This is a genomic window from Mesorhizobium sp. LCM 4577, from assembly GCF_001854795.2.
Lineage (GTDB): Bacteria > Pseudomonadota > Alphaproteobacteria > Rhizobiales > Rhizobiaceae > Mesorhizobium > Mesorhizobium plurifarium.
In genome coordinates this window covers 170,301-197,124 of record NZ_MDDU01000054.1, presented here as the reverse complement: position 1 = coordinate 197,124, position 26,824 = coordinate 170,301, and the positions used below count along the sequence as shown (strand labels likewise).

Below are 26,824 nucleotides of genomic sequence, written 5' to 3'. Positions count from 1 at the left end.
AGCCCATGCGCCCGGTCCGCAGATCATGTCCGGGAGGGATCGCGCAATTCGTGCAGACGACACATCAAAAGAGAGGAGAAAACATCATGACAGGCATCATCAACAGACTGACGTTGCGGCTGGCCGCGACCGCGATCGCGGCGGCGCTTGCCGCCGGCACGACAGCCGCGCCGGCTTCGGCCGAGACCTATGCGGTGATCGTCAAGACGGTGAACGACGTCTTCAGCGCCCCGGTCAAGGAGGGTTGCGAGAAGGCCGCCAAGGACCTCGGCGTCGAGTGCTACTACATCGGCCCGTCGGAGGTGAACGAGGCCCAGCAGCTCCAGGTCATCAACGACGTGCTGACCAAGGGCGTCGACGGCATCGCGGTCTCCGCGACCAATCCGAAGTCCGTGGCCCGGCTGCTGGAGAAGGCCAAGGCCGCCGGAATCCCGATCGTGACCTTCGACGGCGATCTGCTGCAGGAGGACGCCGGCCTGCGCTCGACCTTCATCGGCACCGACAACTACAATTTCGGGGTCGAGCTGGCGAAGAAGGTCGTCGAATACAAGCCGAAGGGCGGAACGGTCTGCATCCAGACCGGCACGGCCGGCTCGCTCAATCTCGACCTGCGCGTCCAGGGCATTCGCGACACGCTGGCCAATGTCTCCAAGGACAAGCCGGTGAAGCGTCTTGCCGGCGAGAACGGCTGGACCGAGGTAGACGGCTGCCCGATCTACAACAATGACAACATCAGCCTCGCCGCCCAGCAGATGAACGACGTGCTGGTGGCCAATCCCAAGCTCGACGCCTTCGTCGCCGTCGGCGGCTGGGCGCAATACGCGCCGTCGGCCTACCGCCAGGCAGTTGGCCGCGTGAAGGACCGCGTCGATTCCAAGGACCTCGTCATTTCCTTCGGCGACGCCTTCGCGCCGCAGCTGCCGCTGCTCAAGGATGGGCTTGCCCATTACCTCGTCGGCCAGAGCCCGTACAATATGGGCTACAAGTCGATCGAGGCCCTGCACGAGCTGAAGCAGGGCAAGACGGTGCCGCCCTATATCGACACCGGCTTCGTCAAGTGCACGCCCGACATGGCCGACACCTGCGGCAAGAACTGATCTTCAAACGGGCCGGCGGGAATTCCCGCCGGCCCCTTCCAAGGAAAGCGCAGTGAAGTAGCTCAAGGTTGCGGTCCTCGGCACCGGAATGATCGTGCGGCGCGCCCATCTGCCCGCCTTGCTTGGCGATGCCAGGGTCGACGTGGCGGCGATCTACGGCCGCAACAAAGAGACCGCCGGTGAGCTCGCCGCCGAATTCGGGATTCCGACGGTTGCCGGGACCATCGAGGAGGCGACGGGCGTCGATGGCCTCAACGCGGTGGCGGTCGCCTTGCCGAATTTCCTGCACCGCCAGGCGGCCGAAGCCGCGATCAAAGCGCGGCTGCACATCTTGATGGAAAAGCCGATCGCGACCTCGCTCGACGATGCCCGGGCCATGGTCAATGGGGCCTCGGCAGCCGGCATCGGCTTCGCCGTCAACCTGCCTCAGCGTCACCGGCCGTCCATGCGTTTCATCAGAGATGCCATCGAGGCCGGCCGCATCGGCAATGTTCAGACGGTCGAGCTGCGCATGTTGCGGCGAGCCGGCATCCCTGGTTTCGGCACCTGGTTCACCCGCAAGCAGACCGCGGGCGGCGGCGTGCTCGCGGACCTTGGTCCGCATGTCATCGACCTGGCTCTGTGGCTGTCCGGGAGCGCAAGCGCGGCCGTGACCGAGTCAAGAATCTGGCGCAGCTTGGGTCCCCTTGGCAAAGGGCTTGGCGATTGGAGCCCGCATCAGCCGGTCGAGGCGTCCGCAACCCAGTTCGACGTCGAGGACCGGGCCAGTGTCTCTCTGCGCTCGGACAAGGGCGTCGAGATAAGATGCGATGTGGCCTGGGCCTATGCCGGCCCCGACGAAAACCGCGTGCGCGTTATCGGCGACAAGGGAGGGCTGGACTACTGGCCCGAAGCCAATGGCGACCAGGAGCCCTTGCGCTATTTCGACGCCGATTTGAATTCTCGATCCATGGCGGTGGCCGGCGATCATGCCGATCTGACGCTTGCTTGGAAGCAATGTGTGGCGTCCTTCATCGACGACATTGGTTCGGGGCGCCCGCTGCCGCGCGGCGACGGCGCGCTGGCCGTGCATGAGATCATCGATCGGGTCTACCAACGATCCCGCGTGAACTAACCCGCCCGTTCAGCCTGGCCGGCAAGCGCCGAGAGGCTGCCTAAGAGCTTCGTCCGGTCCTTGCCGATCATCAGAACGCTGCTGTCGGGCGCGARCAGCGCCGAGAAGGGCAGCATGGCCGCGCCGATCGGCGAGGCTTCGGGGCCGAACTGCCCCGGCACGATTTCCGGAGCGACAATGCCGATGGCGCTGACCCGGTTGAACTGGTTCTGCACCTTCGCCAGCAATTCGAGATGGATCGAGCGCGGCAGGATCGAGTCCAGCACGATCGCCTCGATGTCGATGACCGAGGTGATGGCGATGATCGCCTCGACCAGCGCGTTGGCGCAGTCCTCGATCCATTCGAACAGCGGTTCGCGCGCGCCGGGCGGCATGGGGTCGAGCTCGCGCACCCTGACGATCTCGATGCCGCGCGATTTCAGGTGATTGACCAGCACATAGATCGAGGCGCGGTGCAGCAGGCTCTGGTAGCGCGCCGGCTTCGCCGCCACCGAATCCAGGCTCGACGGCGAGACCGGCAGCGGGCCGAGCGCGGCGCTGTTGCCATGTGGGCCGGTATGCACCTTGCCGCTCTGCACCAGGCCGCCGCCGACGAAGGTGTCGATCGAGATATGCATGAAATCGTGGAAGCGCGCGCCGGCGCCTTGCACGAGCTCGGCCAACGCCGCCGAGGTGGCGTCGTTCTCGATGAACACCGGAACCTTTGGCGGCGTCGCGAAGAAGGTCATGAGGTCGATCGCTTCCCAGCGATCGCCGAGGTCGTCCGGAAAACCCAGCTCCTCGCTCCAGCCGCCGAGGAAATAKGGCGAGGCGATGCCGACGCCGACGATCGAGGCATCGTCGAGCCCGTCGACCAGCGCCTCGAAATTGGCGAGCGAGGTGTTGCCGGCCCTGCGCACCAGATCCGGATCCGGATAGCGGTACTCGTGCGATGCGCGCGCCCGCACCTCGCCGGCGAAATCGACCAGCACGGCTTCCAGCGCGCGCCGGCCGATCTTGATGCCGACGCTGTAGATGCGCTCCGGCGCCAGTCGATAGAGGATCGATGGCGATCCGCGCTGCCCGAACCTTTTTCCCACTTGCTTTACGAAACCGGCCTGCTCCAGTCCGTCGACGATATCGGCGACGGCGGCGGGGGTGAGGTGGGCGGCGCGCRCCAGGTCCGACTTGGATGCCTCCTTCAAGCGGCGGATGGCGTCGAGCACGAAACGCTCGTTATAGTGCCGAACCTTGACCGAATTGCTGCCTTTTCCCGACAAAACGCCATCTCCCAGGTCTTGCCGCGAGCGCGGCCGGCTCTATCCATGGTCACGGCCATAAGGCTGACGGATCACGGCTGAGCACGGCGCGACACTGCGCGTTGCGCCCGAGGAAGTCAATTTTCCGGTTGCGGGTTTGGTGTATTTAATATAGCAAACTGAAAAAATAACTACGACCAGGGAGGAAACGTGCTGCAGCAAGGCGCGCTTGGCGAAGCCGTCGCGACGGCGGCAAGGGCACCAGTGGCGCTGATCGGCGCCACCAAGGCCTTTGGCGGCACCGTCGCGCTGAAGGATGTTTCCTTCGACCTGCGTTCGGGCGAGGTGCTGGCGCTGCTTGGCGAGAACGGCGCCGGCAAGAGCACCTGCGTCAAGCTGCTCGCCGGCGTGTATTCACCCACGGACGGCCATGTCGAGGTCGACGGCAAACCCGCCAGCTTCCGCTCGCCGCACGACGCTCAAGCCGCCGGCATCGCGGTCATGCACCAGCATCCCGGCCTGTTTCCCGACCTGTCGGTGGCGGAAAACATCTATCTCGGCCACATGCCGCGCGACCGTTTCGGCGGCATCGACAATGCCGCCATGCTTGTCGGCGCCAGGAAGGTGCTGGCCACCGTCGGTCTTGCCGTGCCGGCCGATACCAGGCTCGGCGCTCTGCGCACTTCCGAGCAACAGCTGGTCGAGATCGCCCGCGCGCTGTCGCTCGAGGCGCGCGTGCTGATCATGGACGAGCCGACCGCGGCACTTTCGCAGCGCGAGGTGGAGCGGCTTTTCGYCGTCGTCGCCGATCTCAAGGCGCACGGCGTGGCGATGATGTTCGTCGGCCATCGCATGGACGAGATCTTCCGCATCGCCGACCGCATCGCGGTGCTGCGCGACGGCCGCCTGGTCGGCGTCAAGCCGAAGGTGGAGCTCGGCCGCGCCGCCGCGATCTCCATGATGGTCGGCCGCGAGGTCAGCGATCTCTACCCGGACCGGCGCGAAAAGCCCGGCGCGCTGGTGTTGGAGGCAAGCGGACTGTCGCGCGCCGGTGCCTTCGCCGATATCGACCTGAAGCTCCATGCCGGCGAAGTGGTGGGCTTAGGCGGTCTCGTTGGCAGCGGCCGCACCGAGATCGCGCGCGTGCTGTTCGGCATCGACCAGCCTGACGCTGGCCAGATCCTCATCGACGGCAGGCCGGTGCGTTTCGCCTCGGCGCGCGACGCCATGGATGCGCGCATCGCCTATGTCTCGGAAGACCGTATGGGCCAGAGCCTGGTGATGGATTTCGGCGTTCTCGACAACGCCGTTCTGCCGGTTCTCGACAAGGCATCTCGCTTCGGCCTCTACGGCGCCGACCGCGCCGTCGGCCTCGTTGCCGATTGGCTGAAGCGCATGAAGTTGCGCTTCGCCGGCTACGGCCAGYCGGTCAAGGAACTGTCCGGCGGCAACCAACAGAAGGTGGTGCTGGCCAAATGGCTGCGCACCGAGCCGCGTGTGCTCATCCTCGACGAGCCGACGCAAGGCATCGACGTCGGCACCAAGGCTGAGGTGCATGCCATGATCGCCGATCTTGCCGCGCAAGGCATGGCGATCCTGCTGATCTCTTCCGAAATGCCGGAGCTTATCGGCATGTGCGACCGCATCGTCGTCCTGCGCGAGGGCCATCGCACGGCTGAATTCGCGAGCGGCGAAGCAACCCAGGAAAAAGTGCTCGAGGCCGCGACCCGCACGGTCGAGCAGGCCGGCGCGACGACGCAGACGGAGCAGGCCGCTCTCGAGGAAGCAAGCAAAGGCCCGGCAAATATCCTCAAGCGCCGCGAGTTCGGCCTGCTCGCCGCGATGCTGGCGGTCGCCGTTCCGGTCACCATCATCAATCCGCGCATGGTCAGCGCCGCCAATTTGACAGCGGTATCGATGGATGCTGCGTTGCTGGTGGTTGCCGCCCTTGCCCAGATGCTGGTGCTGATCACCCGCAACATCGACCTTTCCATCGCGTCGGTGATCGGCTTGTCGGCCTATATGGCGGCGAGCATGGTGCAGGCCTATCCCGGCTTCGACATCGCCATTGGCCTTACGACCGCCTGCGCCGTCGGCACGGTCTGCGGGCTCATCAACGGCCTCGTCGTCACCCGGGGAAAGATCCCGGCGATCGTCGTCACGCTCGCCTCGATGTCGATCTTCCGCGGCTTCAACTCGATCTGGGCCGCCGGCGACCAGGTCAGCGCCGACGAGGTGACGCAGAGATGGCTCGACATGACCGGGCTGAAGCTCGCCGGCGTGCCGCTGAYTGTCGCCATCGCGATCCTTATCCTCGGCGCCGGCTATGTGCTGCTCTACCGCACCGCGATCGGCCGCGAGCTGTTCGCCACCGGCTCCAATCCGGACGGCGCGCGCCTCATCGGCATTCCGGTCGACCGGCGCATCTTGATGGCCTTCGGGCTGGCTGGGCTGCTCGGCGGCCTGTGCGRCGCGCTGTGGGCCTCGCGCTACGCCACCATCGACGCCCGTGTCGCGCTGGGTTTCGAGCTGACGGTGATCGCGTCCGCCGTGGTCGGCGGCGTCGCCATCCGTGGCGGCTCCGGCACGCTGCTCGGCATCGTGCTCGGATCGCTGACGCTGCTGGTCATCAAGAACGGGCTGACCCTGGTGCGGGTCGATCCGCTGTGGCTGCAGGGCGTCTACGGCCTGGTGATCCTCGTCRCCATCGGCATCGACACCTTCATCGTGCGGCGCGCCGAGCAGGCCAGACAGGCGAGGATGAGATGAGCAAGTTCCTCCGCTCCATCGACTTCTGGGACTTGCTGCTGGCCGCCGCCTGCCTGGCGGTGTTCCTCTATGCCGCCGTTTTCGTGCCCAACTTCGTTTCCGGCTTCAACCTCTCGCAGCTGGCCGCCAGCGCATCGGAAAAGGCGCTGCTGATCCTGCCGATGACGCTGCTCATCATCTGCCGCGAGATCGACCTCTCGGTCGCCTCTGTGCTGGCGCTGACGTCGGTGATCTTCGGCCTCGCTGTCCAGGCCGGTATGCCGACCTTCGCCGCGATCCCGCTGACGCTGCTCTTCGGCGCATTGCTCGGCGCCTTCAACGGCTTTCTGGTGTCGGCGCTCGGCCTGCAGTCGCTGGTGGTGACGCTGGGCACGATGGCGCTCTATCGCGGCATCGGCTACATCCTGCTCGGCACCGGCTCGGTCAACATCCTGCCGCCCGCGATCGTCGATTTCGGCATAAACAACCTGCCGGGAACGCAGATCCCCTGGACCATCGTGCCCTTCGTGCTGCTGGCGCCGGTCTTCGCGATCGTCTTGCAGAAGACTGCGACCGGCAAGCGGCTCTATGCACTCGGCGGCAGCCCCGAGGTCGCGCGCTATTCCGGCATCGACACGCGCCGCATGGTGCTTTCGCTCTTCGTCGTATCGGGCGTCGTCGCGGCCATCGCCGGCATCGTCTACACGGCGCGCCTCGCCAATGCGCGCGCCAACAACGCGCTTGGCATGGAGCTCGACGTCATCACCATCGTGCTGCTCGGCGGCGTCAGCGTCTTCGGCGGCAAAGGCAAGCTCACCGGCGTCATGCTGGCGCTGGTGCTGATCGCCATCATCCGCAACGTGCTCGCGCTCAACCAGATCGGCGGCGACGCGCAGGGGATGATCATCGGCCTGCTCCTGATCGGCTCGCTGCTGGTCGGCAATTACTGGCGTTCCCTGGAGGAGCGTCTCTCAAGATCGCGCGCCTTGCGCGAAACCAAGGGGTGATCTCGGGCCCCTTCCTGCAAGCCCGAATTAAACGGAGGAGTGTACAATGAAAGCGTTCGGACTAGCCCTGCTCGCATCGACCATTCTGCTTGCCCCAGCCTCGTTGGCCCTTGCCGACGAATGCGCCAAGGAGCCGGTGACCGTCGGCTTCCTGCCCAAGCTCGACACCGATCCCTATTTCAAGGTCGCCCAGCAGGGCGCGGAGGAGGCCGCCAAGGAGATCGGCGGCAAGGCGATCCAGGTCGCGCCGTCGCAGGCAACCGCGGAAGCGCAGATCGATTTCATCAACAGCCTCGTCACCCAGAAGGTCGGCGTCATCGCCATCTCGGCCAATGACGCCAACGCGGTTGCGCCCGCGCTGAAGCGCGCGGCACAGCAGGGCGTGAAGGTGGTGTCCTACGATTCCGACGTCGCCGGCGACGCGCGTGCGGTCTTCGCCAACCAGGCCAAGGGCGACAGCCTGGCCGAGATGATGCTGGAAAGCGCGTACAATCTGATGGGCGGCGAGGGTGACTTTGCCATCCTGTCGTCGACGCCGACGGCCACCAACCAGAACGCCTGGATCGACTTCATGAAGAAGAAGATGGCGGCCGAGCCGAAATTTTCGAAGATGAAGCTGGTGCAGGTCGCCTATGGCGAGGAGAGCGAGCAGGTCAACCAGCAGCAGGCGCTGGCGCTGGTCCAGGCCTTCCCCGATCTGAAGGCGATCATCGTTCCGGCCGGCATCGGCCTGCCGGCCGCGGCGCGCGCGCTGGAGGAAGCCGGCCTGATGGGCAAGGTCAAGCTGACCGGCCTGGCGCCGGCGACGCTCATCTCGAAATACATCAAGGACGGCTCCGCCCAGGACATCTGGTGGAACGTTTCCGATCTCGGCTACCTGACCTACCAGACCGCCCAGGCGCTGGCGCAGTGCAAGATCACAGGCAAGGAAGGCGAGAAGTTCAAGGCCGGCCGCCTCGGTGAATACACGATCGGTGCCGGCGGCGAGCTGGTGCTCGGCCCGGCCAAGATCGTGACGCCGGAGAACCTGGCCGAGTTCAAGTTCTGATCCTTTAAACTCGGCGGGCGCGCCAAGCGCCCGCCGCTCTTTTCTCGATCGCGCGGACGGTTAGGCAATGAAGATCCTGCTTGCGGGCGAAACCTTTTCGGCCACGACAACGGTGGCTTCCGGCGCCGAGGTGTTGACCAGCGCCGCCTACGTCAACGGCGCCGCAACGTTCAACGCCGCTCTGGAGACCGAAGGCATTTCGGTTACCCAAATCGGCGGCGAGCGTTGTCCGGCCGAATTCCCTTACGACCTCGAAGCGCTTGCTCCCTATCGTGCGGTGGTGATCTCCGACGTCGGCGCGCTGAGCCTGCTGGTTACGCCCGAGGCGCGCGCCGGCCGTGTCGGCGTCAATCGCCTCGACGTCCTGAAAGCCTATGTCGAGGGCGGCGGCGGGCTGATGCTTGCCGGCGGCTATATGGGCTTCCAKGGCATGTTCGGCACCGCGCGCTTCCACGACACGCCGGTGGAGGATGTTCTGCCGGTACGCTGCCTGCCTTTCAGCGATGGGCTGGAAGTGCCGCAGGGGTTGCAGGGCTCCATCCTGCAGACGTCGCATCCGATCCTTGCCGGCATCGAGGGGCCGCTGCCGCCGATCCTCGGCATGAACAAGACCGATTTCCGCCGTGACGGCTCCTCCCGGCTGCTCGCCTCCTGCCACTATCGTGGCGCGGACTGGCCGCTGCTTTCGGTGCGCGAGCTTGGCAAGGGCCGGACCGCCGCCTGGACGACCGACATCGGCCCGCACTGGCTGTCGCAGGATTTTCTCGCATGGCCGCTCTACGGCCGGCTGATGGCGAACATCATCCGCTGGATTGCGGGCGACTGACTCTCATACCTTTGACCAGTGCCGCTGCCTGGCCTCCCTCCGGGCATCGCCATGTTGACCGCCTTGGCGAGGCGGCGCTGGTCAAATCCCTTTCAATCCATGCAATCAGCCAAGACCCGAGGACCGACCGACCATGAGCGACTGGAACGATCTCGTCTCGCGCATCCTGGCGACCGAAGCTGGCGGCGCACGCACCATGATCGCCATCGCCGGGCCGCCCGCCGCTGGCAAATCGTCCATCTCGGAACGGCTGCTGGCGGAGCTCGCCGCCGAAAGCGCCGAAATCCTGCCGATGGACGGCTTCCACTATGACAATGCGGTGCTCGACCAGCTCGGCCTGCGCCAGCGCAAGGGTGCGCCGCAGACCTTCGACTTCGACAATTTCGAGCTGACCTTGCGACGCGTGCGAGACACCGCGCAAAGCGTCGCCGTGCCGACTTTCGATCGCCCGCTCGACCTGTCGCGCGCCGGCGCAAGGCTGATCGCGCCAACGACCCGCTATGTCATCGTCGAGGGCAATTACCTTTTGCTCGACCGCGCGCCATGGTCCGGCCTCGCCCGCCTGTTCGACCTGTCGGTCTTCCTAACCGCGCCGCGCGCCGAGCTCGAACGAAGGCTGCTGCAGCGCTGGACGGACCTGAGCTATCCGGATGAATACGCGGTCGCCAAGGTTCGCGGCAACGACCTGCCCAATGTCGACCTCGTGCTGGAACACAGCATGCCGGCGGATGTGACGTGGGAGTCTAGGTGAGGGACCTCTACAGCACACTCGTGATCCCGCCGTCGACCAGCAGCGTCTGCCCCGTCACGAAGCTCGCGGCGTCCGAGGCCAGGAACACCGCGGCGCCCGCCAGTTCCTCGACATCGCCCCAGCGCCGCATCGGCGTGCGGCCGGTGAGCCAGCCTGAGAATTGTTCGTCGGCGACCAAGGCGGCGTTCATCTCTGTCTTGAAGTAACCGGGCGCGATCGCGTTGACGCGCACGCCGTGCTGGCCCCATTCGCCGGCCATCGACTTGGTCAGCATGGTGATCGCCCCCTTGCTTGCGGCGTAGGGAGCGATCGAGGGGCGGGCCAGCGCGCTCTGCACCGACGAGACATTGATGATCACGCCCTTACGGCGTTGGATCATGCCCTTCGCCGCGGCGCGGCTGACCTTGAAGACGCCGTCGAGATTGGTCGCCATCAGTGCGTCCCAGTCGGCATCGGAAAAGGTCTCGAGCGGCGCGCGGCGCTGGATGCCGGCATTGTTGACCAGGATGTCGATCGGCGCGGTGCCGGCTTCGCTCGCCGCGATTGCCGCGTCGACCGACCGCGTGTCGGTGACGTCGATCACCGCTTCCGCCACAGCGTAGCCCTCGGCGCGCAGCCGGTCGCCGGCGGCTTTCAACTCATCGGCCTTGCGGCCGCCGATGGTGACGCGGGCGCCGGCGGCGGCCAGCGCTTCCGCGAAGGCGAGGCCCAGCCCGCGGCTGGCGCCGGTGACGAAGGCATGCCTGCCTTCGAGGCCGAAGAGGCGGCCGAGATAATCAGTCGAATGCAATTTGCACCTTCATCGATGTGTCGACGGGCATTGTCACCCTGCCCAACAGCTCAAGCAAGCGCAAGGCGTCGGCCAGCACGGTCACGCCTTTGCGACCTGCCTTAAGCCGCGAGCCAGACGTCGGTGAAGTCCAACTCGTAGGTCGGGTGGGCGTGGCGGTTCGTCACCTGCTTGGCCGAGTGGCAATAGAGCTTCATCCAGTAGGGTTGGATGATCACGCCGGACTGCTGCAGGATCGTTTCCACATCCTTCATCACCGCCTTGCGCTTCTCGACATCGGCGGTCTTCAGCGCTTCGTCGAGCTTGGCGTCGAACTCCTTCGAGGCGAAGCCGCTCTCGTTCCACGCCTCGCCCGAGCGGTAGGCTAGCGCCAGCACCTGGACGCCCAGCGRCCGCATCGCCCAATTGGTGGTCGAATAGGGGAACTTGGCCCAGCCGTTCCAATAGGTCGAGGCCGGCAGCACGGTGCGCTTCACCTTGAAGCCCGCCTCGCGTAGCTGCGAGGCGATCGCGTCGGCGGTGTTCTTGCGGTAGTCGTCGTCGATCGAGAAGAGCTCGTGCTCGTAGCCCATCTGGCCGGCCTCGCTCATCAGGCGCTTGGCCTCGTCGAGGTCGCGCTTGATCGGCGGCAGCTCGGCATAGTCGGGATGGATGCGGCAGACATGGTGGTTTTCCGCCACCTCGCCGGCATCGGCGATGCCGAGCTTCAGCACCACCGAATTGTCGACGGCAAGCTGCAAAGCGCGCCGCACGCGCTCGTCCGTATAGGGCGCGGTCGCCGCATTGGCGCGGGCAACCACGGTGGAGGCCGAAAGGATCTCGCTTTTGGTCAGGCCCATGCCGTCGAACACGGAGATGAAGTCGCCATTGCTGTCGAGATTGGTGTGGACCTCGCCGGCCTCGAAGGCGCTGACCAGCGCGTTGGGATCGACGCCGTAGTCGATCATCTCGATGCCGTCGAGCAGCGCTTCGCCGCCCCACCATTTGCCGCTCGCGCGGCGCTTGAACACCGCCCGCTGGCCGACATCGAGCGACACCAGCTCGAAGGCGCCGGTGCCGACCGGATGCTTGGCGAGATCGCCGTCGGCGGCGTCGAAGTCGCGATGCACGAGCAGCGCCGGATAATCGGCGAGGTTGGGGATCACCGTGACATCGGGCGCCGAGAGGTTGAGCACGACCGTATGGTCGTCGACCTTCTCGATCGCGCCGGCGCGCAGCTTGCCGCTGTCGCCTTCGGTGAGGCCGGCAAAGCGCCGCGCCATCGAATTGCCGGCGGCCGCGGTATCGCACCAGCGGGTGAAGTTGAAGATCACGTCGTCGGCGCTGAAGGCATCGCCATTGTTCCAGGTCGCGTCCTTGCGCAGATGGAGCGTGTAGCGTGTGGCGTCGTCGTTCACCTCCCAACGCTCGGCGAGCATCGGCTTGAAGGTGAAGGTCTCGGTGTAACGCACCAGCGGCTCGAGGAACTGCCGGCCGATGTTGCCGAGGTCGGAGGAATCGAAGGTGCGCGGATCCTTCAGCCCCGGCACCAGCATCGCCACTTTTAGCACGCCGCCGCGCTTCGGCTCGTCGGCCCGCGCCTCGCTCGGCGCGGCAAGGCCCGCCATCGCGTAGGCCGCGGCGGTGGAGGCGCCGAGCGCGCTGGCCACGGCGAGGAACTCGCGGCGGTCGACCTTGCCTTGTCTCACCGCAGCCTCCCACCCGCCGAGGATGGAAGGCAGCTTGCGCGTGTCGGTGCTCATTGTTCGTTCCCCCTGTTGGTTGCTGACGATCAGGCGGCGGCCGGTCGTCTTGGCTTTCGCAGAGTCTTGACGCCGGCCATCTCGACGAAATTGGTCGCCGACTCCCACAGATAATCGCCGTAGAGGAAGGGCGCGAAATCGCTGGCGCCCTTGATCGGCAGCGGCGCGATCTCGGCGTCGACGCGCGGCTCGTAGAAGAAGGGGATGGAGTAGCGCGCCGTCTTCGGCGCGATCACCCGGTGGCGTGTCGCCTGCACCACGCCGCCTGTCCAGCGTTCCAGCAACTGCCCGAAATTCACCGCCAGCGTGCCGTCGGCGGGCGGCACGTCGATCCACTCGCCGGCATGGTTCCTGGCCTGCAGGCCTGCGACGCCATCCTGCGCCAAAAGCGTCACGAAGCCGGAATCGGCGTGCTCGCGGCCGATGACCAGCCGCCGCTCGCCCTTGTGCATGACCGAATATTCAGGCTTCGACAGGTCGACCACGCCGTCCTCGGTACGCAGCGGATAGCGGATCAGCCTGAGCGTCGAGATGCCGCCCTGGAAATGGCCGTCGAAAATGTCGTCCTCGAGCCCGAGGCTGCGCGCGATCGAGGCCATCAGCGCCGCGCCGACCTTTTCCATCGAGCGGTAGTAATGCGCGGCCGCCGCCTTCCATCCTGGAACGTCGCTTTCGGCCGGCAGCGGCGTGCGTTCGAGCAGCGGGTCGTCGGCGGCGAATTCGGCGTCGGCATGGGCGATGTCCGGCCCCATGTCGATGCCTTCCTTGTAGGACACCGCGGTCGGCTGCAGCGGGAACCAGCCGCGATAGTAGTTGGATTTCGACGGATCGAAGTTCCAGCGCAGCAGCTTCTGCTTTTCCGCATCCGGCAGCTCGAAGATCTTCAGGAGCTCGCCGCGCCGCTCACGCGTCAGAAGCTCGGCGCCGGGAAAGCCGCGAGCGGTCATGAAGCCGATGCCGGAGGCGGCGGCGAAGATCTGGCGGTCGGCCTCGTCGCGGGCGGGCGAGGGCGGCTCGAACAGCGGCGCGATGTCGATGGCGGGGATGGTCTCACTCATCTTGCGATCCTTGCGATGCTTGGGAACCGGCGTGCCGCAATCGAAGTCGCCGACGCAGACGCGCACGCCGTCACGCGAGGGCCTCGCTCACTGTAGGTAACGATTTCTGGATTGCTTGGCATCGCGGGTCCGTTTCGTTCCGACGCCTTGCCGGTCGGAGAAAGCGGCTCGAACCCGGTGCCATGGTAGGAGGAAGCGTCCAACAGGGAGGCGGCTTTGTCAAGCGCCGGCAGGCGGTTGACAGATGCCCCGGCCTGAACGACAGTCGCGCCACCCCATGGCACAGGGCTTTCGAGGGAACGAGCCGCAATTCGACAGGTCGCAGCGCGACCAGCGGAGAAGCGAGATGCTCGACGAAAGCCGGATTTTCCAGACCAAACGTGATTTTCGCGGACGCCCATTGGCACGTGTTCGTTTCGCTGCGAAGCAACGCTAGGCGAGGGCGTTCATGTCCATCTCAGGCAAAAACGACATCGACTGGCAGGCCTTCGCCAGGGCGCTCGACGGCATCGAAACCTTCGACACGCCGTCGATCGTCAAGAGGCGCTCGCGCGACTTCTTCTGGTACAGCCCGATCCTCAGCCGCGAGCTGTCGTCCTGCTTCGGTGATCTCGTCGCGGCACCCGCCACGGTGGACGAACTGGYGCGCTGCCTGGCGGTGGCGGCTGAGTGGCGGTCGCCCGTCGTCATCCGCGGTGGCGGCACCGGCAATTACGGCCAGGCCGTGCCGATGGATGGCGGGCTGATCATCGACATGACCGGCATCTCGCGCGTGCTCGAGATCGGCCCCGACACCGTGCGCGCCGAAGCCGGCGCCCGCATCGGCGACATCAACGCGGCGCTTGCGCAGCATGGCCGCGAACTGCCGATCGTGCCCTCGACCGAGGCGATCGCCACCATCGGCGGCTTCATCGCTGGCGGCTCCGGCGGCATCGGCTCGATCCGCCACGGCATGCTGCGCGATGGCAGGAACATCCAGGCAATCACGGTGCTGTCAATGGAAAGGCAACCGCAACGCCAGGTCTTCACCGGTCCTGAAATTCTCGCCATCCATCACGCCTGGGGGCTGAACGGCGTTATCACCGACGTGACGCTCGGCACCGTCGCGTCACCGCGCTGGCGCAACGTCGTCGCCTCGTTCGACACTTACCGGCAGGCTTTCGAGGCCGRCATGGCGCTCGGCGGCGCGCGTGCGCTGAACCTCAAGCTGCTGACCACCGTGGACGGTCGCATCGCGGCTTCGATCGCCAAGCTCGGCGAGCTCGCGAAGCGCCGCCGCGACCTCGCCATCGTCATCGTCGCCGAGCCGGATGCGGCAGCGGTTCGCGATGTGCTGCGCCATCTTGGCGGCACAGTCGAGATCGACCTCGATGCGGAAGGCATCGCGGCCTCCGGCCTGCCGGCGCTGTCCGAGTTCTCCTACAACCATACCACGCTGCAGGTGCTGAAGCAGGACCGCACGGTGACCAATCTGCAGGTGACGTTCCCCGCGCCGCTCGACAGCCGCCCGATCGAGCCGCTGCAGAAAATCTTCGGCGACGAGGTGCTGATGCATCACGAATTCGCGCTGCTCAACGACAGGCTTGTCGCCTTCGACCTGCCGATCGTGCGCTACACAGACGACGCGCGCCTGCGTGAAATCGGGAGCATCTACGCCGCRCATGGGCCGAAACTGTCCGACCCGCACGTACCCTGTGTCGAAGGCGGCAGCATGAAGCCGGATTTCAAGCATCTGGCCTGGAAGAAGCGGCTCGACCCCGACGGCCTGCTGAACTCGGCGAAATCGCGCTTCTGGGCGGAGGTGAGGCATCTTTCCGCCGACGAGATCGAGGCGCTGCCGAGCCGGCGGAAGAAGGAGCGGGGATAGCAGCCGCATCAGCAACCGCCGCGATAGGTTCGGGTGACCCAAATCCGCTGTTGTTATTTCAGATGTCGCTAAAGCTGGAACTTGGCTCGCATGGGCGAATCTGCTGCTGTGGCTCGGCAGGCTATGGGGCGAATGATGCTTAAATGGGGCGCGATACTGGGCACCGTCGGCTTGCTCGGCGGCTTTGTCGGCCCGGTGATCTTCACGCCCGAGGCAAACCAGGGCCCGCTGCTCGGCATCTTCATCACAGGCCCGCTCGGTTTCGTGCTCGGCCTTGTCGTCGGCTTTGTCCTGCGGTTGCTACCTGAACGCCGTTAAGTTCGACCAAGTCTTGGCGCGGCCGCGTTCACATCTTTGCGAGCAGGGTGAGGCCTCGCCGGCCCCGGTCATACAGGCCGGCGCGCCGCGCCTCGATCGGCGCAATGTGCACCCTTGGCGGTTCTTGCATGTGGCCGAGTTGTCCTCCTAAAGCCTTGTCGCCATTCGTCTAAGGCCGGCGGTCTACGCTTCTTTGCCGCACGAATTTGCCGGCGAGACCGCGCTCCGCCCACCTCGCGATCCAACGCAATTTCCTAAGCCTAACCCATTCAAATTATTACAGGAATTTAATGGGAGCCGGAATTGCGCCGGAAAATCCACCTGCCTATGCTCCGGCCAAATCCCGGCTCAAGCGGCCGCTTTGACGCCCACGTTGGGCGCGGGGCCGGCAAAGGCGCAGGTGCCTCCTGGGTGCAGTTCGACGGATAGGTAACGAAGTGGACGACGAAGTCGCCAACCGGCTCCGGCCACCAAAGGAGGCCGTGATAGACGTCAAGCCGGCCGCCATGCGTCGCAGGCGGCGCGGCTGGATCGTTGCGCTGCTCCTCGTCCTGGCTGCGGCTGGCGCCGCGCTTTGGCTGCATCCCCTTCAGGTTCAGCAGCAGAGCGGCCATCGGGGCGGCGGCCGTTTCCGTGGCGGCGGCGATCTCGCGCAGCCGGTTGCCGTCGCTCCGGTGACGCAGGCCGATATCCCGATCGTGCTCGAAGCGCTCGGCACCGTCACCCCGCTATCGACAGTCACGGTGCGCGCGCAGGTCAGCGGCCAGATCACCCAGATCGGCTTCACCGAGGGCCAGAATGTGAAGAAGGGCGACTTCCTCGCCCAGATCGACGACCGCACGCTGACGGCCTCGCTGCATCAGTGGCAGGGCCAGCTGGAGCACGACCAGGCGCTGCTTGCCGATGCCAAGCTCGACCTCGACCGCGACCTGAAGCTCACCTCCAACGCCATCACGCAGCAGGCGGTCGACCTGCAGCGCGCCACCGTCCAGTCCGACGAGGGGACCGTGGTGTCCGATCAGGCGCAGATCGAGGCCGTGCAGGTCAACATCGCCAACAGCCACATCACGGCGCCAGCCGACGGCCGCATCGGCCTGCGCCTCATCGACCAGGGTAACTACGTCACGCCGGGCGACAGTACCGGCATTGCGGTGATTGCTGAGATGCAGCCGATCTCGGTGCTGTTCTCGCTGCCCGAGGACAGCCTGGCGCAAGTGCTGGAACAGACCCATGGCAATGCCGGGCTCAAGGCCACTTTGTTCGACCGCAACGACACCAAACAGATCGCCGAAGGCACGCTGCAGACGATCGACAACCAGATCGATCCGACCACCGGCACGGTTAAGCTGCGCGCCGTCTTCCCCAATGCCGACGGCGTGCTTTATCCCAACCAGTTCGTCAACGTGCATCTTCTGGTGCGCACCCTGACCGGCGTCAGCGTGCTGCCCAACGCCGCCATCCAGCACGGCGCGCCGGGCACCTTCGTCTACCAGCTCAACGACGACAGCACCGTCTCGGTGAAGACCGTTTCGCTCGGCCCGGGCAACGCCACCGTCACGCAGCTCCTGGCGGGTCTGCCGCAAGGCGCCAAGGTCGTGGTCGACGGCGTCGACCGGCTCAAGGACGGCGCCAAGGTCACGGTGCCTGATAATGGCGCCGCGCCGGCCCCCGGCGGAAGTGGCGCCGCGCCGCAGCCGCAAGCGACAGGTGAGGGCGGCGCGGCCGGCGGAGCTCCGGCCGCTAGCGCCGGCAACAACACTCCTGTGGTCAATCCAGCCGGCGCGCCGGCAATGTCGAACGGCCAGGGCACCGGTCCGGCAGGCGCGGGCGCAGGTGCTGCAGGCGACGCGTCCAGCGGCAAGCAAGGTCATCGCCATCATCGCGACGGCAGCGGCCGCCGCAATGGCGGTGCCGGCAATGCCGGTGCCCCCGACAATGGCGGCGACAGCGGCGCCAGCCAATGAACGCGCCGAGCGGTCTCGTTGCCGGCTGGCTGAACCCGTCGCGGCCGTTCATCCTGCGGCCGGTGGCGACCACGCTGATCATGGCCACAATCCTGATCGTCGGCATGATCGCCTACCTGTTCCTGCCGCTCTCGGCTCTGCCTGAGGTCGACTACCCGACGATCCAGGTGCAGACCTTCTATCCCGGCGCCAGCCCGGAGGTGATGACCACGTCGGTGACCGCGCCCCTCGAGCGCCAGTTCGGTCAGATGCCGGGGCTGGAGCAGATGTCGTCGGGCTCCTCCGCCGGCGCCTCGGTCATCACGCTGCGCTTCAGCCTCGACCTCAGCCTCGACCTCAGCCTCGACATCGCCGAGCAGGAAGTGCAGGCGGCGATCAACGCGTCGGGCAATCTTCTGCCCGCCGACCTGCCGGCGCCGCCGATCTACGCCAAGGTCAACCCGGCCGACGCGCCGATCCTGACCTTGGCGATCACCTCCAAGACGCTGCCGCTGACGCAGGTCGAGAACTATGCCGAGACACGGCTGGCGCAGAAGATATCGCAGCTTCCCGGCGTCGGCCTGGTCTCGATCAGTGGCGGCGAGCGGCCGGCCGTGCGCGTGCAGGTGAAGCTCAAGGCGCTGGCCGCCATGGGCCTCAACATCGACGATCTGCGCACCACGATCGGCACGCTCAACGTCAACACGCCGAAGGGCAGCTTCGACGGGCCGGCGCGCTCCTACACCATCAACGCCAACGATCAGGTCGCCGACCCGAAAACCTATGCCGACATGGTCATCGCCTATCGCAACGGCGCGCCGGTGCGGCTGGGCGAGGTGGCCGACATCATCGAAGGGCCTGAGAACTCCAGGCTGGGYGCCTGGGAAAACCGCACGCCGGCGATCATCCTCAACATCCAGCGCCAGCCCGGCGCCAACGTCATCCGCGTCGTCGACGGCGTGAAGGCGCTGCTGCCGCAGTTGCGCGCCGGCCTGCCGGCGGCGCTCAGCGTGGAGCCGCTGACCGACCGCACCACCACCATCCGCGCCTCGGTCGACGACGTCGAGTTCGAGTTGGCGATGGCGGCGTTGCTCGTCGTGCTCGTCACCTTCCTGTTCCTGCGCAATATTCCGGCGACGATCATCCCCAGCCTGTCTGTGCCGCTGTCCCTGGTCGGCACGTTCGCGGTCATGTATCTGTGGGGCTTCAGCCTCGACAATCTGTCGCTGATGGCGCTGACGATTGCGTCGGGATTCGTCATCGACGACGCCATCGTCATGATCGAGAACATCTCGCGCTTCATCGAGCATGGCGACGATCCGGTGACCGCCGCGCTCGAAGGCTCGGCCCAGATCGGCTTCACCATCATCTCGCTCACCGTCTCGCTGATCGCGGTKCTGATCCCGCTTCTGTTCATGGGCGACGTCGTCGGCCGCCTGTTCCACGAATTCGCCATTACCTTGGCGATCGCCATCGTCATCTCCGCCATCGTCTCGCTGACGCTGGTGCCGATGCTCTGCGCCAGGCTTTTGAAGCCGCCGGCCGAGCGCAGGCCAGGGGCGCTGGCGCGCTGGAGCGAGGGCGCCTTCGACGCGATCGCCAACTTCTATGCCGCCGCGCTGCGCTGGGTGCTCGACCGCCAGGCGCTGACATTGCTGGTGGCGGTCGCGACGCTTGCGCTTACAATCTATCTCTACGACGTCATCCCGAAGGGCTTCTTCCCGGTGCAGGATACCGGCGCCATCTCGGCCATCACCGAAGCGGCGGGCTCGGCGTCCTATGCCGATATGGCGGCGCACCAGCAGGCGCTGGCCGATGCGATCCTCAAGGACCCCGATGTCGCCAGCCTGTCGTCCTTCATCGGCGTCGACGGCCAGAACATGACCGCCAACAGCGGCCACATGCTGATCAATCTGAAGCCGCGCGACGAGCGCCAGGCCGACGCCAGCGCCATCATCAGGCGGCTGACGCGGGAGACCGCCCAAGTCACCGGGATCTCGCTGCACATGCAGCCGGTGCAGGATCTCACGGTCGATTCCACGACAAGCGCTTCGCAATACCAGTATGTGCTGCAGGATTCCGATCCGGTCGAGCTGGCGGCATGGACGACCAAGCTGACCGACCGGCTCTCGGCGCTGCCGGAGCTCGCCGATGTCGCGAGCGACAGCCAGCAGAGCGGGCTCGCCGTCGACGTCACCATCGACCGCGCCACCGCCGCGCGTTTCGGCATCACGCCGGCGACCGTCGACAATGCGCTCTACGACGCCTTCGGCCAGCGCATCATCTCGACCATCTTCACCCAGTCGAACGAGTACCGCGTCATCCTCGAGGCCGATCCGTCGGTCGGCCAGACGCCGGCCTCGCTCGGCTCGATCTATCTGCCGTCCTCGGGCTCGGGCCAGGTGCCGCTGTCGGCGATCGCCAGTATCCATGTTCGGCAGGCGCCGCTCCTGGTGAACCATTTGGCGCAATTCCCGGCCGCGACCATTTCCTTCAACCTCGCCCCCGGCGTCTCGCTCGGCGACGCCACGGCGGCCATCACCGCCGCCGAGAAGGACATGCAGCCGCCCGCCGGCCTGACGACCGGCTTCCAGGGCGCGGCGCTGGCGCTGCAGAGCTCGCTGTCCAACGAGCTGCTTCTGGTGCTGGCGGCCGTCGCCACCGTCTATGTCGTGCTCGGCGTGCTCTACGAGAGCTTCATCCACCCGCTGACCATCCTGTCGACGCTGCCCTCGGCCACCGTCGGCGCGCTGGTCGCGCTGATGCTCGCCGGCCATGACCTCGATGTCATCGGCATAATCGGCATCGTCCTGCTCGTCGGCATCGTCAAGAAGAACGCCATCATGATGATCGACTTCGCGCTGCAGGCCGAGCGGCTGCAGGGACTCGACCCGCGCGAGGCGATCTACGAGGCGTGCCTGCTGAGGCTCCGCCCGATCCTGATGACGACTTTTGCGGCACTCTTCGGCGCGCTGCCGCTTCTGGTCGGCGGCTTGGCCGGCTCGGAGCTGCACCAGCCGCTCGGCATCACCATCGTCGGCGGGCTGATCGTCAGCCAGGTGCTGACTTTGTTCACCACGCCGGTCATCTATCTCGCCTTCGACCGACTGACGCGGCGCGGCTCCGGTGTCGCCGAGGCCTCCGCCGGCGGGTCAGCGCCGTGAACCTCTCGGCGCCGTTCATCGCGCGGCCGGTCGCCACGACGCTGCTCGCGATCGGCCTCGCCGCCGCCGGGCTTATCGCCTATTTCAATCTGCCCGTGGCGCCTCTGCCCAAGGTCGATTTCCCCACCATCTCGGTGCAGGCCTCGATGGCGGGCGCCAGTCCGGACACGATGGCGACCGATGTCGCGGCACCGCTGGAGCGCCATCTCGGCCAGATTGCCGGCGTCTCCGAGATGACCTCGCGCTCGGGCACCGGCTCGACCAATGTCGTGCTGCAATTCGATCTCGACCGCGACATCAACGGGGCGGCGCGTGACGTGCAGGCARCGATCAACGCCGCGCGCGCCGACCTGCCGTCGGACCTGCGCAGCAACCCGACCTATCGCAAATACAATCCCGCCGACTCGCCCGTGATGATCCTGGCGCTGACCTCGCGCACGCTGACCCCCGGTCAGCTCTACGACGCCGCCGCGACGGTGCTGCAGCAGCGCCTGTCGCAGGTCGAGGGCATCGGCAATGTCGACCTCGGCGGCTCCTCGCTGCCGGCCGTGCGCGTCGAGCTCAATCCCGGCGCGCTGTTCCATTACGGCATCGGCCTGGAGGATGTGCGCGCAGCCCTTGCCTCGGCCAATGCGCGCAGCCCGAAAGGTTTCGAGGAAGACGGCGCGCTGCGCTACCAGCTCTACACCAACGACCAGGCGAGCCACGCCGCCGATTTTCGCGATCTGGTCATCGCCTGGCGCAACAATGCGGCGGTCAAGCTGCGCGACATCGCCGACGTCGAGGATTCCGTCGAGGACGTGCGCAATCTCGGCCTCGCCAATGGCGAGCCGGCGGTGCTCCTGGTGCTCTACCGCGAGCCCAACGCCAACATCATCGAGACCGTCGACCGCGTCCGCGCGCTGATCCCGACGCTGCAGGCCTCCGTGCCGGCCGATGCGCGACTCAGCGTCGCGACCGACGGCTCGACCACGATACGCGGCTCGCTGCACGACACCGAGCTGACTTTGGTGCTGGCGGTGCTGCTCGTCATCCTTGTCGTGTTCTGCTTCCTGCGCGACTGGCGCGCGGCATTGATCCCGAGCGTGGCGCTGGTCGTCTCAATCCTCGGCACGTTCGGCGCGATGTACCTGCTCGGCTTCACCCTCGACAATCTGTCGCTGATGGCGCTCACCATCGCCACCGGCTTCGTCGTGGACGACGCCATCGTGGTCTTGGAAAACATCACGCGCCACATCGAGGACGGCATGCCGCGCGGCAGGGCAGCACTCGTCGGCGCCAGGGAAGTCGGCTTCACGGTGTTGTCGATGAGCGCCTCCCTGGTCGCCGTCTTCCTGCCGATCCTGTTGATGGGCGGCATACTCGGCCGCCTGTTCCAGGAATTCGCCCTGACCTTGTCGCTGTCGATCGCGATTTCGCTAATCCTGTCGCTGACCGTGACGCCGATGATGTGCGCGCATTTCCTGCGCCCGGGCGCAATCCCGTCGACGAGGCGCTCGTTCCTCGCCCGCTTCGGCGAGAGCGTCTTCGAGCGCATCCGCGCCTTCTACGGACGTTCGCTTGGCTGGTCGCTCGACAATTCGGAAATCATGCTCGTGGTGCTTTTCGCGGCCATCGTCTTCAACGTCTATCTCTACACGGTGGTGCCGAAGGGCTTCTTCCCGCAGCAGGACACCGGCGAGCTGATGGGCGGCCTGCGCGCCGACCAGGCCATCTCTTTCCAACTGATGCGGCAGAAATTCGAGCAGCTTGAGGCGATCCTGAAGAGCGACCCGGCGGTCGCGAACGTCGTCGGCTTTATCGGCGGACGGCAGACCAATTCCGGCTTCGTCCAGGTCGCCTTGAAACCGAAGGGCGATCGGGCGCCGCTGCAGGTGGTGCTGACGCGACTGCGCGCGCAGCTCGGGCAACTGCCGGGCGCGCARCTCTTCCTCAATCCGCGCCAGGAGATCAGGGTCGGCGGCCGCCAGAGCCTTGCGACCTATCAATACACGCTGCAGGCCGACACGACCGCCGATCTCGACGAATGGACGCCGAAGCTGGTCGATCTCCTAAAGCGGGCGCCTGAGCTCACCGACGTCAACTCCGACCGCGACGAGGCTGGCCTCGAGACCAACATCACGGTCGACCGCGAGAGTGCGGCACGCCTCGGCCTGACGCCCGCCAGCATCGACGCCACGCTCTACGATGCTTTCGGCCAGCGCCAGGTGTCGACCATCTTCAACGCCCGCAACCAGTACCATGTCGTCATGGAGGTCGCGCCGCGCTACCTGCAGGACCCAAGCGCGTTGAACGGCATCTATGTCAGCACGTCCGGCGCCACGGCCAGCGGCACGCAGGCAACCAACGCCTTGGCCGGCAGCCTGACGGGTTCGCTGCGGAACCAGGCCACCAACGCCATTGCCGTCACCGGCCATGGCAGCGCCTCGAGCGGCGCGGCGGTCAGCACCTCGGCCGAGAAGATGGTGCCTCTGGCCGCCTTCAGCACCTATGGGCCGGCGACCATGCCGCTCTCGGTCAACCACCAGGGCCATTTCGTCGCCACGACGATCTCGTTCAACCTTGCCGAGGGCGCGACGCTCGGCGACGCTTCGGCCGCGATCGACCGCGCCATGGCCGAGCTGAAAATGCCGGTCACGATCCATGGCTCTCTGGCCGGCACCGCGCTCGCCTACCGCGCCAACCTGCTCAGCGAATTGCTTCTGATCGCCGCCGCGCTCGCGACGATCTATGTCGTGCTCGGCGTGCTCTATGAAAGCTATGTCCACCCGATCACCATTCTGTCGACGCTGCCGTCGGCGGGCATCGGCGCGCTGCTCGCGCTCATCGTCACCGGCATGGAGTTCGACGTGATCTCGCTGATCGGCATCATCCTGCTGATCGGCATCGTCAAGAAGAACGCCATCATGATGATCGACATGGCGTTGCAGGCCGAACGCCAGGAAGGACTGTCGGCCCGCGCGGCCATCCACAAGGCGAGCGTCCAGCGCTTCCGGCCGATCATGATGACGACCTTCGCCGCATTGCTCGGCGCGTTGCCGCTGGCGATCGAAACCGGCACGGGCGCGGAACTGCGCCAGCCGCTCGGCGCGGCGATCGTCGGCGGCCTCATCGTCTCGCAGCTCCTGACGCTCTACACCACGCCGGTCGTCTATCTCTATCTTGACAGGCTCAGCGCGCGTCGACCATCGCCTCGGCTCGCGCCGGCGGAGTAATCCCGATCACCCGCCGGCAATACGCTGGTGCACGCGGCCGAGGACTTCCGCAAAAGTTTCGAACGCACCGTGCTCGGTCAGCTCGCGCAGCACCTGTTCGTTGATGCCGCCGCGCGTCGTGTACTCCTGCGACAGATGCATGAAATCTTCGTCCGGCACGGTGTCGGACGCGTTGGCCAGCGCCTTGTAGATGCTGGTGATATAAGCGCGGCTCTTGTCTCCAGCCACACCCTGGCTGCGCACAAAGGTGTCGATCGTACCGAGATATTTGAAATAGCTGGCGTAGTTCGCGGTGACGACGCTGAGCGCGTCGAATTCGGCCTGGTCCCCGACCTCAATCGCTCCGCCCAGCCTGCCGAAGAACGTCGCCATGATCGGGTCCGGCGGACAGATGATCGTCGCGCCCTGCAAGCGGGCGATCATCGGCATCGGCAGCGCCTTGCCGACACGCGCCGCCGGCGCCACGAGGCCGGCGATCCCCTCAAGCGATATCGTGGCGATGAGGCTGACAACATGATGGTCCGGCCGGAACCGCAGTTCCTTGAGAACTTCGTGCGCGATCTGCGGCCGCACCGCCAGCATGACGGTGTCGCACTGGTCAAGCACGGCCTGGTTGTCGGCGGCGATGCACACATCCGGGTAGCGCCTGGCAAGCTCCGCGGCGATCTCCTCGTTGCGCGGCGAGACCACCACCGGCGTCGTCTCGCCCGGCAGCGATTTCAGCCCGGTGACGATGGCCGAGCTCAATGTGCCCGTGCCGACAAAGCCAAGTTTCATGGATGTTCCGCCCCTTGTTTCGGATCGCCGCCGACAATAGCGACGGCTTCTTCTTCGGCAAAGGGAGYGAGTGGCCGTGATTACGGCTCCGAGGCGATGAGGCTGCCGTGCGGGACAACAGCCTCACTTGAAGTCGCACTTAGCGCTTCGGCCCGAACCCCGGATAAGGGTTGAGCGGCACGATCGCTGTGATGTCCATCATGCCGGCTTCGATCAGCGGCAGCGTGGCAAGATGGCCGCGCACGTCCTTCTCGTCGGCCGCCTCGAACATGATGCCGGTGCCGGGAATGTCGCCGCGGTTCCAGATCTGGCGTACCGCGCCTTGCACGTAGAGCGTCTTGCGCTGTTCGGACTCGGGCGGCAGCAGCGGCGCGAAATCGGCGTCGCTGAACTTTTCGGTGTTGCGGGTGAGCAGGGCAAAGAACTGCATGGCGATCTCCTTCGTGGCTGGTTGTTGCGGGAGATATCGCGCCGGCTGGTCGGACTGTCCAAGACTGATTAGGATAAAGTTCAGACCTTTGAGGACTTGAGGCTGGGAGCGGAAAAATGCTCGATCTGCGCCAGATAAGATATTTCGTCGCCGTCGCCGAGGCCGGCAATGTCGGCCGCGCCGCCGAGCAATTGCACATTTCGCAATCGCCCTTGAGCCGGCAGATCATGCAGCTCGAGGAGCAACTGGGCGTCGCCCTGTTCGAGCGGGCCAAGCAGCGCGTCCATCTCAACGCCGAGGGCAGGGCCTTCCTCGCCGAAGCCCGCGCATTGCTTGCCAACGCTGCGCGCCTGGAAGAGCTCGGCCACAACCTTGCCAGTGGCGCGACAGGCAGCCTCGCCATCGGCTATGTCGAGGGCGCGGTGCATTCGGGGCTTGTTGCCGCGATGCTGAAGGATTTCCGCCGTGCGCGGCCGGATTTTCATCTGCAACTCAGGAGCCGGCGAACGGCGGCGCAGTTCGAGGATCTGAGGCAGCGCGTCCTCGACCTCGGTTTCGTCTATTCCCCTGCGCCGGAGAGCGACCCCGATGTTGAAAGCATGCTGGTGCGGCGCGAGCCGCTGGTGCTGGCAATGCCGGAGGGCGATCCGCTGGTCGGTGTCGCCGACATCCAACCCGGCCACCTCGACGGCCGCGTCTGGATCATCGTCGTGCGCCAGCCCGCCGACACCAACCGCGCACAGTTCCTGGCGGCCTGCGCCGAATCCGGCTTCATGCCCGATATCGCTTACGAGACGAACGACCCGTTGACCTCGCTCGGCCTTGTCAGCGCCGGCCTCGGCCTCGCCACGGTCCAGGAGAGCCTGCGAAGCGCCGCACCCCCGGGCGTGATCTTCCGCGACCTGCCGTGGTTCAAGCGCAGCGTTTCGATCCATCTGGCATGGCGAAGGCAGGATCGAAGGGCGGTGGTTGGGGATTTGAGGAAGGCAGTAGGCAGTAGGGCTGTCTTCCTATTGCCTACTGCCTAATCCCTACTGCCTACATCTTATCGATCACCGACTGCACCCCTTCCGTCGGTGCGTCGACCGACGAGCCTGCCACCATCATAGCGGCGACGATCGCTTCGGGGTCGTCGACCACCAGCGGCTTGACCCGGTGCGCGGTGTGGATGAAGCCTTCCTCCGACATGTGCTCGATCAGCGCCAGCATCGGGTCCCAGAAACCCTTGACGTTGGCGAAGACGATCGGCTTGCGGTGATGGCCGAGCTGCGCCCAGGTCATGATCTCGACGATTTCCTCCACCGTGCCGATGCCGCCGGGCAGCGCCACAAAGGCGTCGGATTTTTCGAACATGCTGTGCTTGCGCTCGTGCATGTTGTCGGTGATCAAAAGCTCATCGAGCTTGTCGAGTGCGGTCTCGGTCGCTTCCTTGTTGATCAGGAAGCGCGGGATGATGCCGGTGACCTTGCCACCGGCCTTGAGCGCGCCATCGGCGACGGCGCCCATGATGCCCTTGGTGCCGCCGCCATAGATCAGGCGCAACCCGGATTTGGCAAGCGAGCGGCCGAGCGTGTGGCCGGCCTTGATATAGGCCTCGTCGCGGCCCGGAGACGAGCCGCAATAGACGCAAACGGATCGAATCGTGTTCATGGCGATGATTGGTGATGGGGACGGTTGGCGCGGTCAAGCCC

At 66.0% G+C, this 26,824-nt stretch carries 20 protein-coding genes and 1 pseudogene; 14 read left to right on the top strand and 7 right to left on the bottom strand.

What is annotated here, in order from left to right:
• Nucleotides 1–86 precede the first annotated feature (86 nt).
• The 3 genes and pseudogenes from LCM4577_RS31355 (at nt 87) to LCM4577_RS31345 (ending at nt 2,211) form a co-directional block, all read left to right on the top strand.
• Nucleotides 87–1,097 carry a sugar-binding protein gene (locus LCM4577_RS31355; protein ID WP_071074648.1) on the top strand — a complete coding sequence of 337 codons (1,011 nt, stop codon included), beginning with the start codon at nt 87–89 and terminating at the stop codon, nt 1,095–1,097.
• A 73-nt stretch (nt 1,098–1,170) separates the two neighbouring features.
• A pseudogene (locus tag LCM4577_RS31350) lies at nt 1,171–1,497 on the top strand (Gfo/Idh/MocA family protein); the annotation flags it as partial.
• Nucleotides 1,474–2,211 carry a Gfo/Idh/MocA family oxidoreductase gene (locus LCM4577_RS31345; protein WP_338012050.1) on the top strand — a complete coding sequence of 246 codons (738 nt, stop codon included), beginning with the start codon at nt 1,474–1,476 and terminating at the stop codon, nt 2,209–2,211. The pseudogene LCM4577_RS31350 and the gene LCM4577_RS31345, both read left to right, overlap by 24 nt.
• Here LCM4577_RS31345 and LCM4577_RS31340 read toward each other — a convergent pair.
• Complete coding sequence (locus LCM4577_RS31340) at nt 2,208–3,470, bottom strand: ROK family transcriptional regulator (RefSeq protein WP_071074646.1); 1,263 nt, start codon at nt 3,468–3,470, stop codon at nt 2,208–2,210. The two genes, LCM4577_RS31345 and LCM4577_RS31340, sit on opposite strands and share 4 nt — an antisense overlap.
• A gap of 189 nt (nt 3,471–3,659) precedes the next feature.
• Between LCM4577_RS31340 and LCM4577_RS31335 the strand changes: the two genes are divergently transcribed.
• From LCM4577_RS31335 to LCM4577_RS31315, 5 genes are all read left to right on the top strand, one after another.
• Entirely contained in the window at nt 3,660–6,218 is a 2,559-nt protein-coding gene (locus LCM4577_RS31335) for an ATP-binding cassette domain-containing protein (RefSeq protein ID WP_116390225.1), read from the top strand.
• Nucleotides 6,215–7,204, top strand: coding sequence for an ABC transporter permease (locus LCM4577_RS31330; protein ID WP_071074645.1), 990 nt, complete (start codon nt 6,215–6,217; stop codon nt 7,202–7,204). The genes LCM4577_RS31335 and LCM4577_RS31330 overlap by 4 nt, the downstream gene beginning before the upstream one ends.
• A 46-nt stretch (nt 7,205–7,250) precedes the next feature.
• The gene (locus tag LCM4577_RS31325; protein WP_071074644.1) at nt 7,251–8,252 is read left to right on the top strand and encodes a rhamnose ABC transporter substrate-binding protein; all 1,002 of its coding nucleotides are present in this window, start codon (nt 7,251–7,253) and stop codon (nt 8,250–8,252) included.
• A 67-nt stretch (nt 8,253–8,319) separates the two neighbouring features.
• Complete coding sequence (locus tag LCM4577_RS31320) at nt 8,320–9,078, top strand: glutamine amidotransferase (protein WP_071074643.1); 759 nt, start codon at nt 8,320–8,322, stop codon at nt 9,076–9,078.
• A 133-nt stretch (nt 9,079–9,211) separates the two neighbouring features.
• Nucleotides 9,212–9,829 carry a nucleoside/nucleotide kinase family protein gene (locus LCM4577_RS31315; protein ID WP_071074642.1) on the top strand — a complete coding sequence of 206 codons (618 nt, stop codon included), beginning with the start codon at nt 9,212–9,214 and terminating at the stop codon, nt 9,827–9,829.
• A 7-nt stretch (nt 9,830–9,836) separates the two neighbouring features.
• On the opposite strand, the gene LCM4577_RS31310 is transcribed toward LCM4577_RS31315, so the two are convergent.
• The 3 genes from LCM4577_RS31310 to LCM4577_RS31300 form a co-directional block, all read right to left on the bottom strand.
• Complete coding sequence (locus tag LCM4577_RS31310) at nt 9,837–10,619, bottom strand: glucose 1-dehydrogenase (RefSeq protein WP_071074641.1); 783 nt, start codon at nt 10,617–10,619, stop codon at nt 9,837–9,839.
• Nucleotides 10,620–10,720: 101 nt separating this feature from the next.
• Nucleotides 10,721–12,361 (bottom strand): ABC transporter substrate-binding protein, encoded by a 1,641-nt coding sequence (locus tag LCM4577_RS31305; protein ID WP_071074640.1) that lies wholly within the window; start codon nt 12,359–12,361, stop codon nt 10,721–10,723.
• 29 nt (nt 12,362–12,390) lie between these two features.
• Nucleotides 12,391–13,419 (bottom strand): isopenicillin N synthase family oxygenase, encoded by a 1,029-nt coding sequence (locus LCM4577_RS31300; protein WP_071074702.1) that lies wholly within the window; start codon nt 13,417–13,419, stop codon nt 12,391–12,393.
• 448 nt (nt 13,420–13,867) lie between these two features.
• Between LCM4577_RS31300 and LCM4577_RS31295 the strand changes: the two genes are divergently transcribed.
• The 5 genes from LCM4577_RS31295 (at nt 13,868) to LCM4577_RS31275 (ending at nt 23,926) form a co-directional block, all read left to right on the top strand.
• Nucleotides 13,868–15,286 (top strand): FAD-binding oxidoreductase, encoded by a 1,419-nt coding sequence (locus LCM4577_RS31295; protein ID WP_071074639.1) that lies wholly within the window; start codon nt 13,868–13,870, stop codon nt 15,284–15,286.
• 132 nt (nt 15,287–15,418) lie between these two features.
• Nucleotides 15,419–15,604, top strand: coding sequence for a hypothetical protein (locus tag LCM4577_RS31290; protein WP_040984570.1), 186 nt, complete (start codon nt 15,419–15,421; stop codon nt 15,602–15,604).
• Nucleotides 15,605–16,041: 437 nt separating this feature from the next.
• Entirely contained in the window at nt 16,042–17,568 is a 1,527-nt protein-coding gene (locus tag LCM4577_RS31285) for an efflux RND transporter periplasmic adaptor subunit (protein ID WP_071074638.1), read from the top strand.
• A 29-nt stretch (nt 17,569–17,597) separates the two neighbouring features.
• On the top strand, nt 17,598–20,711 hold the full coding sequence (locus LCM4577_RS31280) for a multidrug efflux RND transporter permease subunit (RefSeq protein WP_071035919.1): 3,114 nt from the start codon (nt 17,598–17,600) through the stop codon (nt 20,709–20,711).
• Nucleotides 20,708–23,926, top strand: a complete 3,219-nt coding sequence (locus LCM4577_RS31275) for an efflux RND transporter permease subunit (protein WP_071074637.1) — start codon at nt 20,708–20,710, stop codon at nt 23,924–23,926. Before LCM4577_RS31280 ends, LCM4577_RS31275 begins: the two co-directional genes overlap by 4 nt.
• A 6-nt stretch (nt 23,927–23,932) precedes the next feature.
• On the opposite strand, the gene LCM4577_RS31270 is transcribed toward LCM4577_RS31275, so the two are convergent.
• Entirely contained in the window at nt 23,933–24,703 is a 771-nt protein-coding gene (locus tag LCM4577_RS31270; RefSeq protein ID WP_071074636.1) for a pyrroline-5-carboxylate reductase, read from the bottom strand.
• A gap of 139 nt (nt 24,704–24,842) precedes the next feature.
• Complete coding sequence (locus LCM4577_RS31265) at nt 24,843–25,133, bottom strand: muconolactone Delta-isomerase family protein (RefSeq protein WP_071035716.1); 291 nt, start codon at nt 25,131–25,133, stop codon at nt 24,843–24,845.
• 116 nt (nt 25,134–25,249) lie between these two features.
• Here LCM4577_RS31265 and LCM4577_RS31260 point away from each other — a divergent pair, with 116 nt between their 5' ends.
• Nucleotides 25,250–26,161: a LysR substrate-binding domain-containing protein gene (locus tag LCM4577_RS31260; RefSeq protein WP_071074635.1), complete on the top strand. Its 912-nt coding sequence runs from the start codon at nt 25,250–25,252 to the stop codon at nt 26,159–26,161.
• Nucleotides 26,162–26,171: 10 nt separating this feature from the next.
• Here the strand turns inward: LCM4577_RS31260 and LCM4577_RS31255 are convergent, their stop codons facing one another.
• The gene (locus LCM4577_RS31255) at nt 26,172–26,783 is read right to left on the bottom strand and encodes a TIGR00730 family Rossman fold protein (protein WP_071074634.1); all 612 of its coding nucleotides are present in this window, start codon (nt 26,781–26,783) and stop codon (nt 26,172–26,174) included.
• Nucleotides 26,784–26,824: the final 41 nt, after the last annotated feature.

Coding starts and splice junctions, on each gene's coding strand:
- LCM4577_RS31325 (WP_071074644.1), top strand. CDS start 7,251: ATGAAAGCGTTCGGACTAGCCCTGCTCGCATCGACCATTCTGCTTGCC.
- LCM4577_RS31265 (WP_071035716.1), bottom strand. CDS start 25,133: ATGCAGTTCTTTGCCCTGCTCACCCGCAACACCGAAAAGTTCAGCGAC.
- LCM4577_RS31255 (WP_071074634.1), bottom strand. CDS start 26,783: ATGAACACGATTCGATCCGTTTGCGTCTATTGCGGCTCGTCTCCGGGC.
- LCM4577_RS31290 (WP_040984570.1), top strand. CDS start 15,419: ATGATGCTTAAATGGGGCGCGATACTGGGCACCGTCGGCTTGCTCGGC.
- LCM4577_RS31300 (WP_071074702.1), bottom strand. CDS start 13,419: ATGAGTGAGACCATCCCCGCCATCGACATCGCGCCGCTGTTCGAGCCG.
- LCM4577_RS31330 (WP_071074645.1), top strand. CDS start 6,215: ATGAGCAAGTTCCTCCGCTCCATCGACTTCTGGGACTTGCTGCTGGCC.
- LCM4577_RS31270 (WP_071074636.1), bottom strand. CDS start 24,703: ATGAAACTTGGCTTTGTCGGCACGGGCACATTGAGCTCGGCCATCGTC.
- LCM4577_RS31315 (WP_071074642.1), top strand. CDS start 9,212: ATGAGCGACTGGAACGATCTCGTCTCGCGCATCCTGGCGACCGAAGCT.
- LCM4577_RS31260 (WP_071074635.1), top strand. CDS start 25,250: ATGCTCGATCTGCGCCAGATAAGATATTTCGTCGCCGTCGCCGAGGCC.
- LCM4577_RS31345 (WP_338012050.1), top strand. CDS start 1,474: ATGGTCAATGGGGCCTCGGCAGCCGGCATCGGCTTCGCCGTCAACCTG.
- LCM4577_RS31355 (WP_071074648.1), top strand. CDS start 87: ATGACAGGCATCATCAACAGACTGACGTTGCGGCTGGCCGCGACCGCG.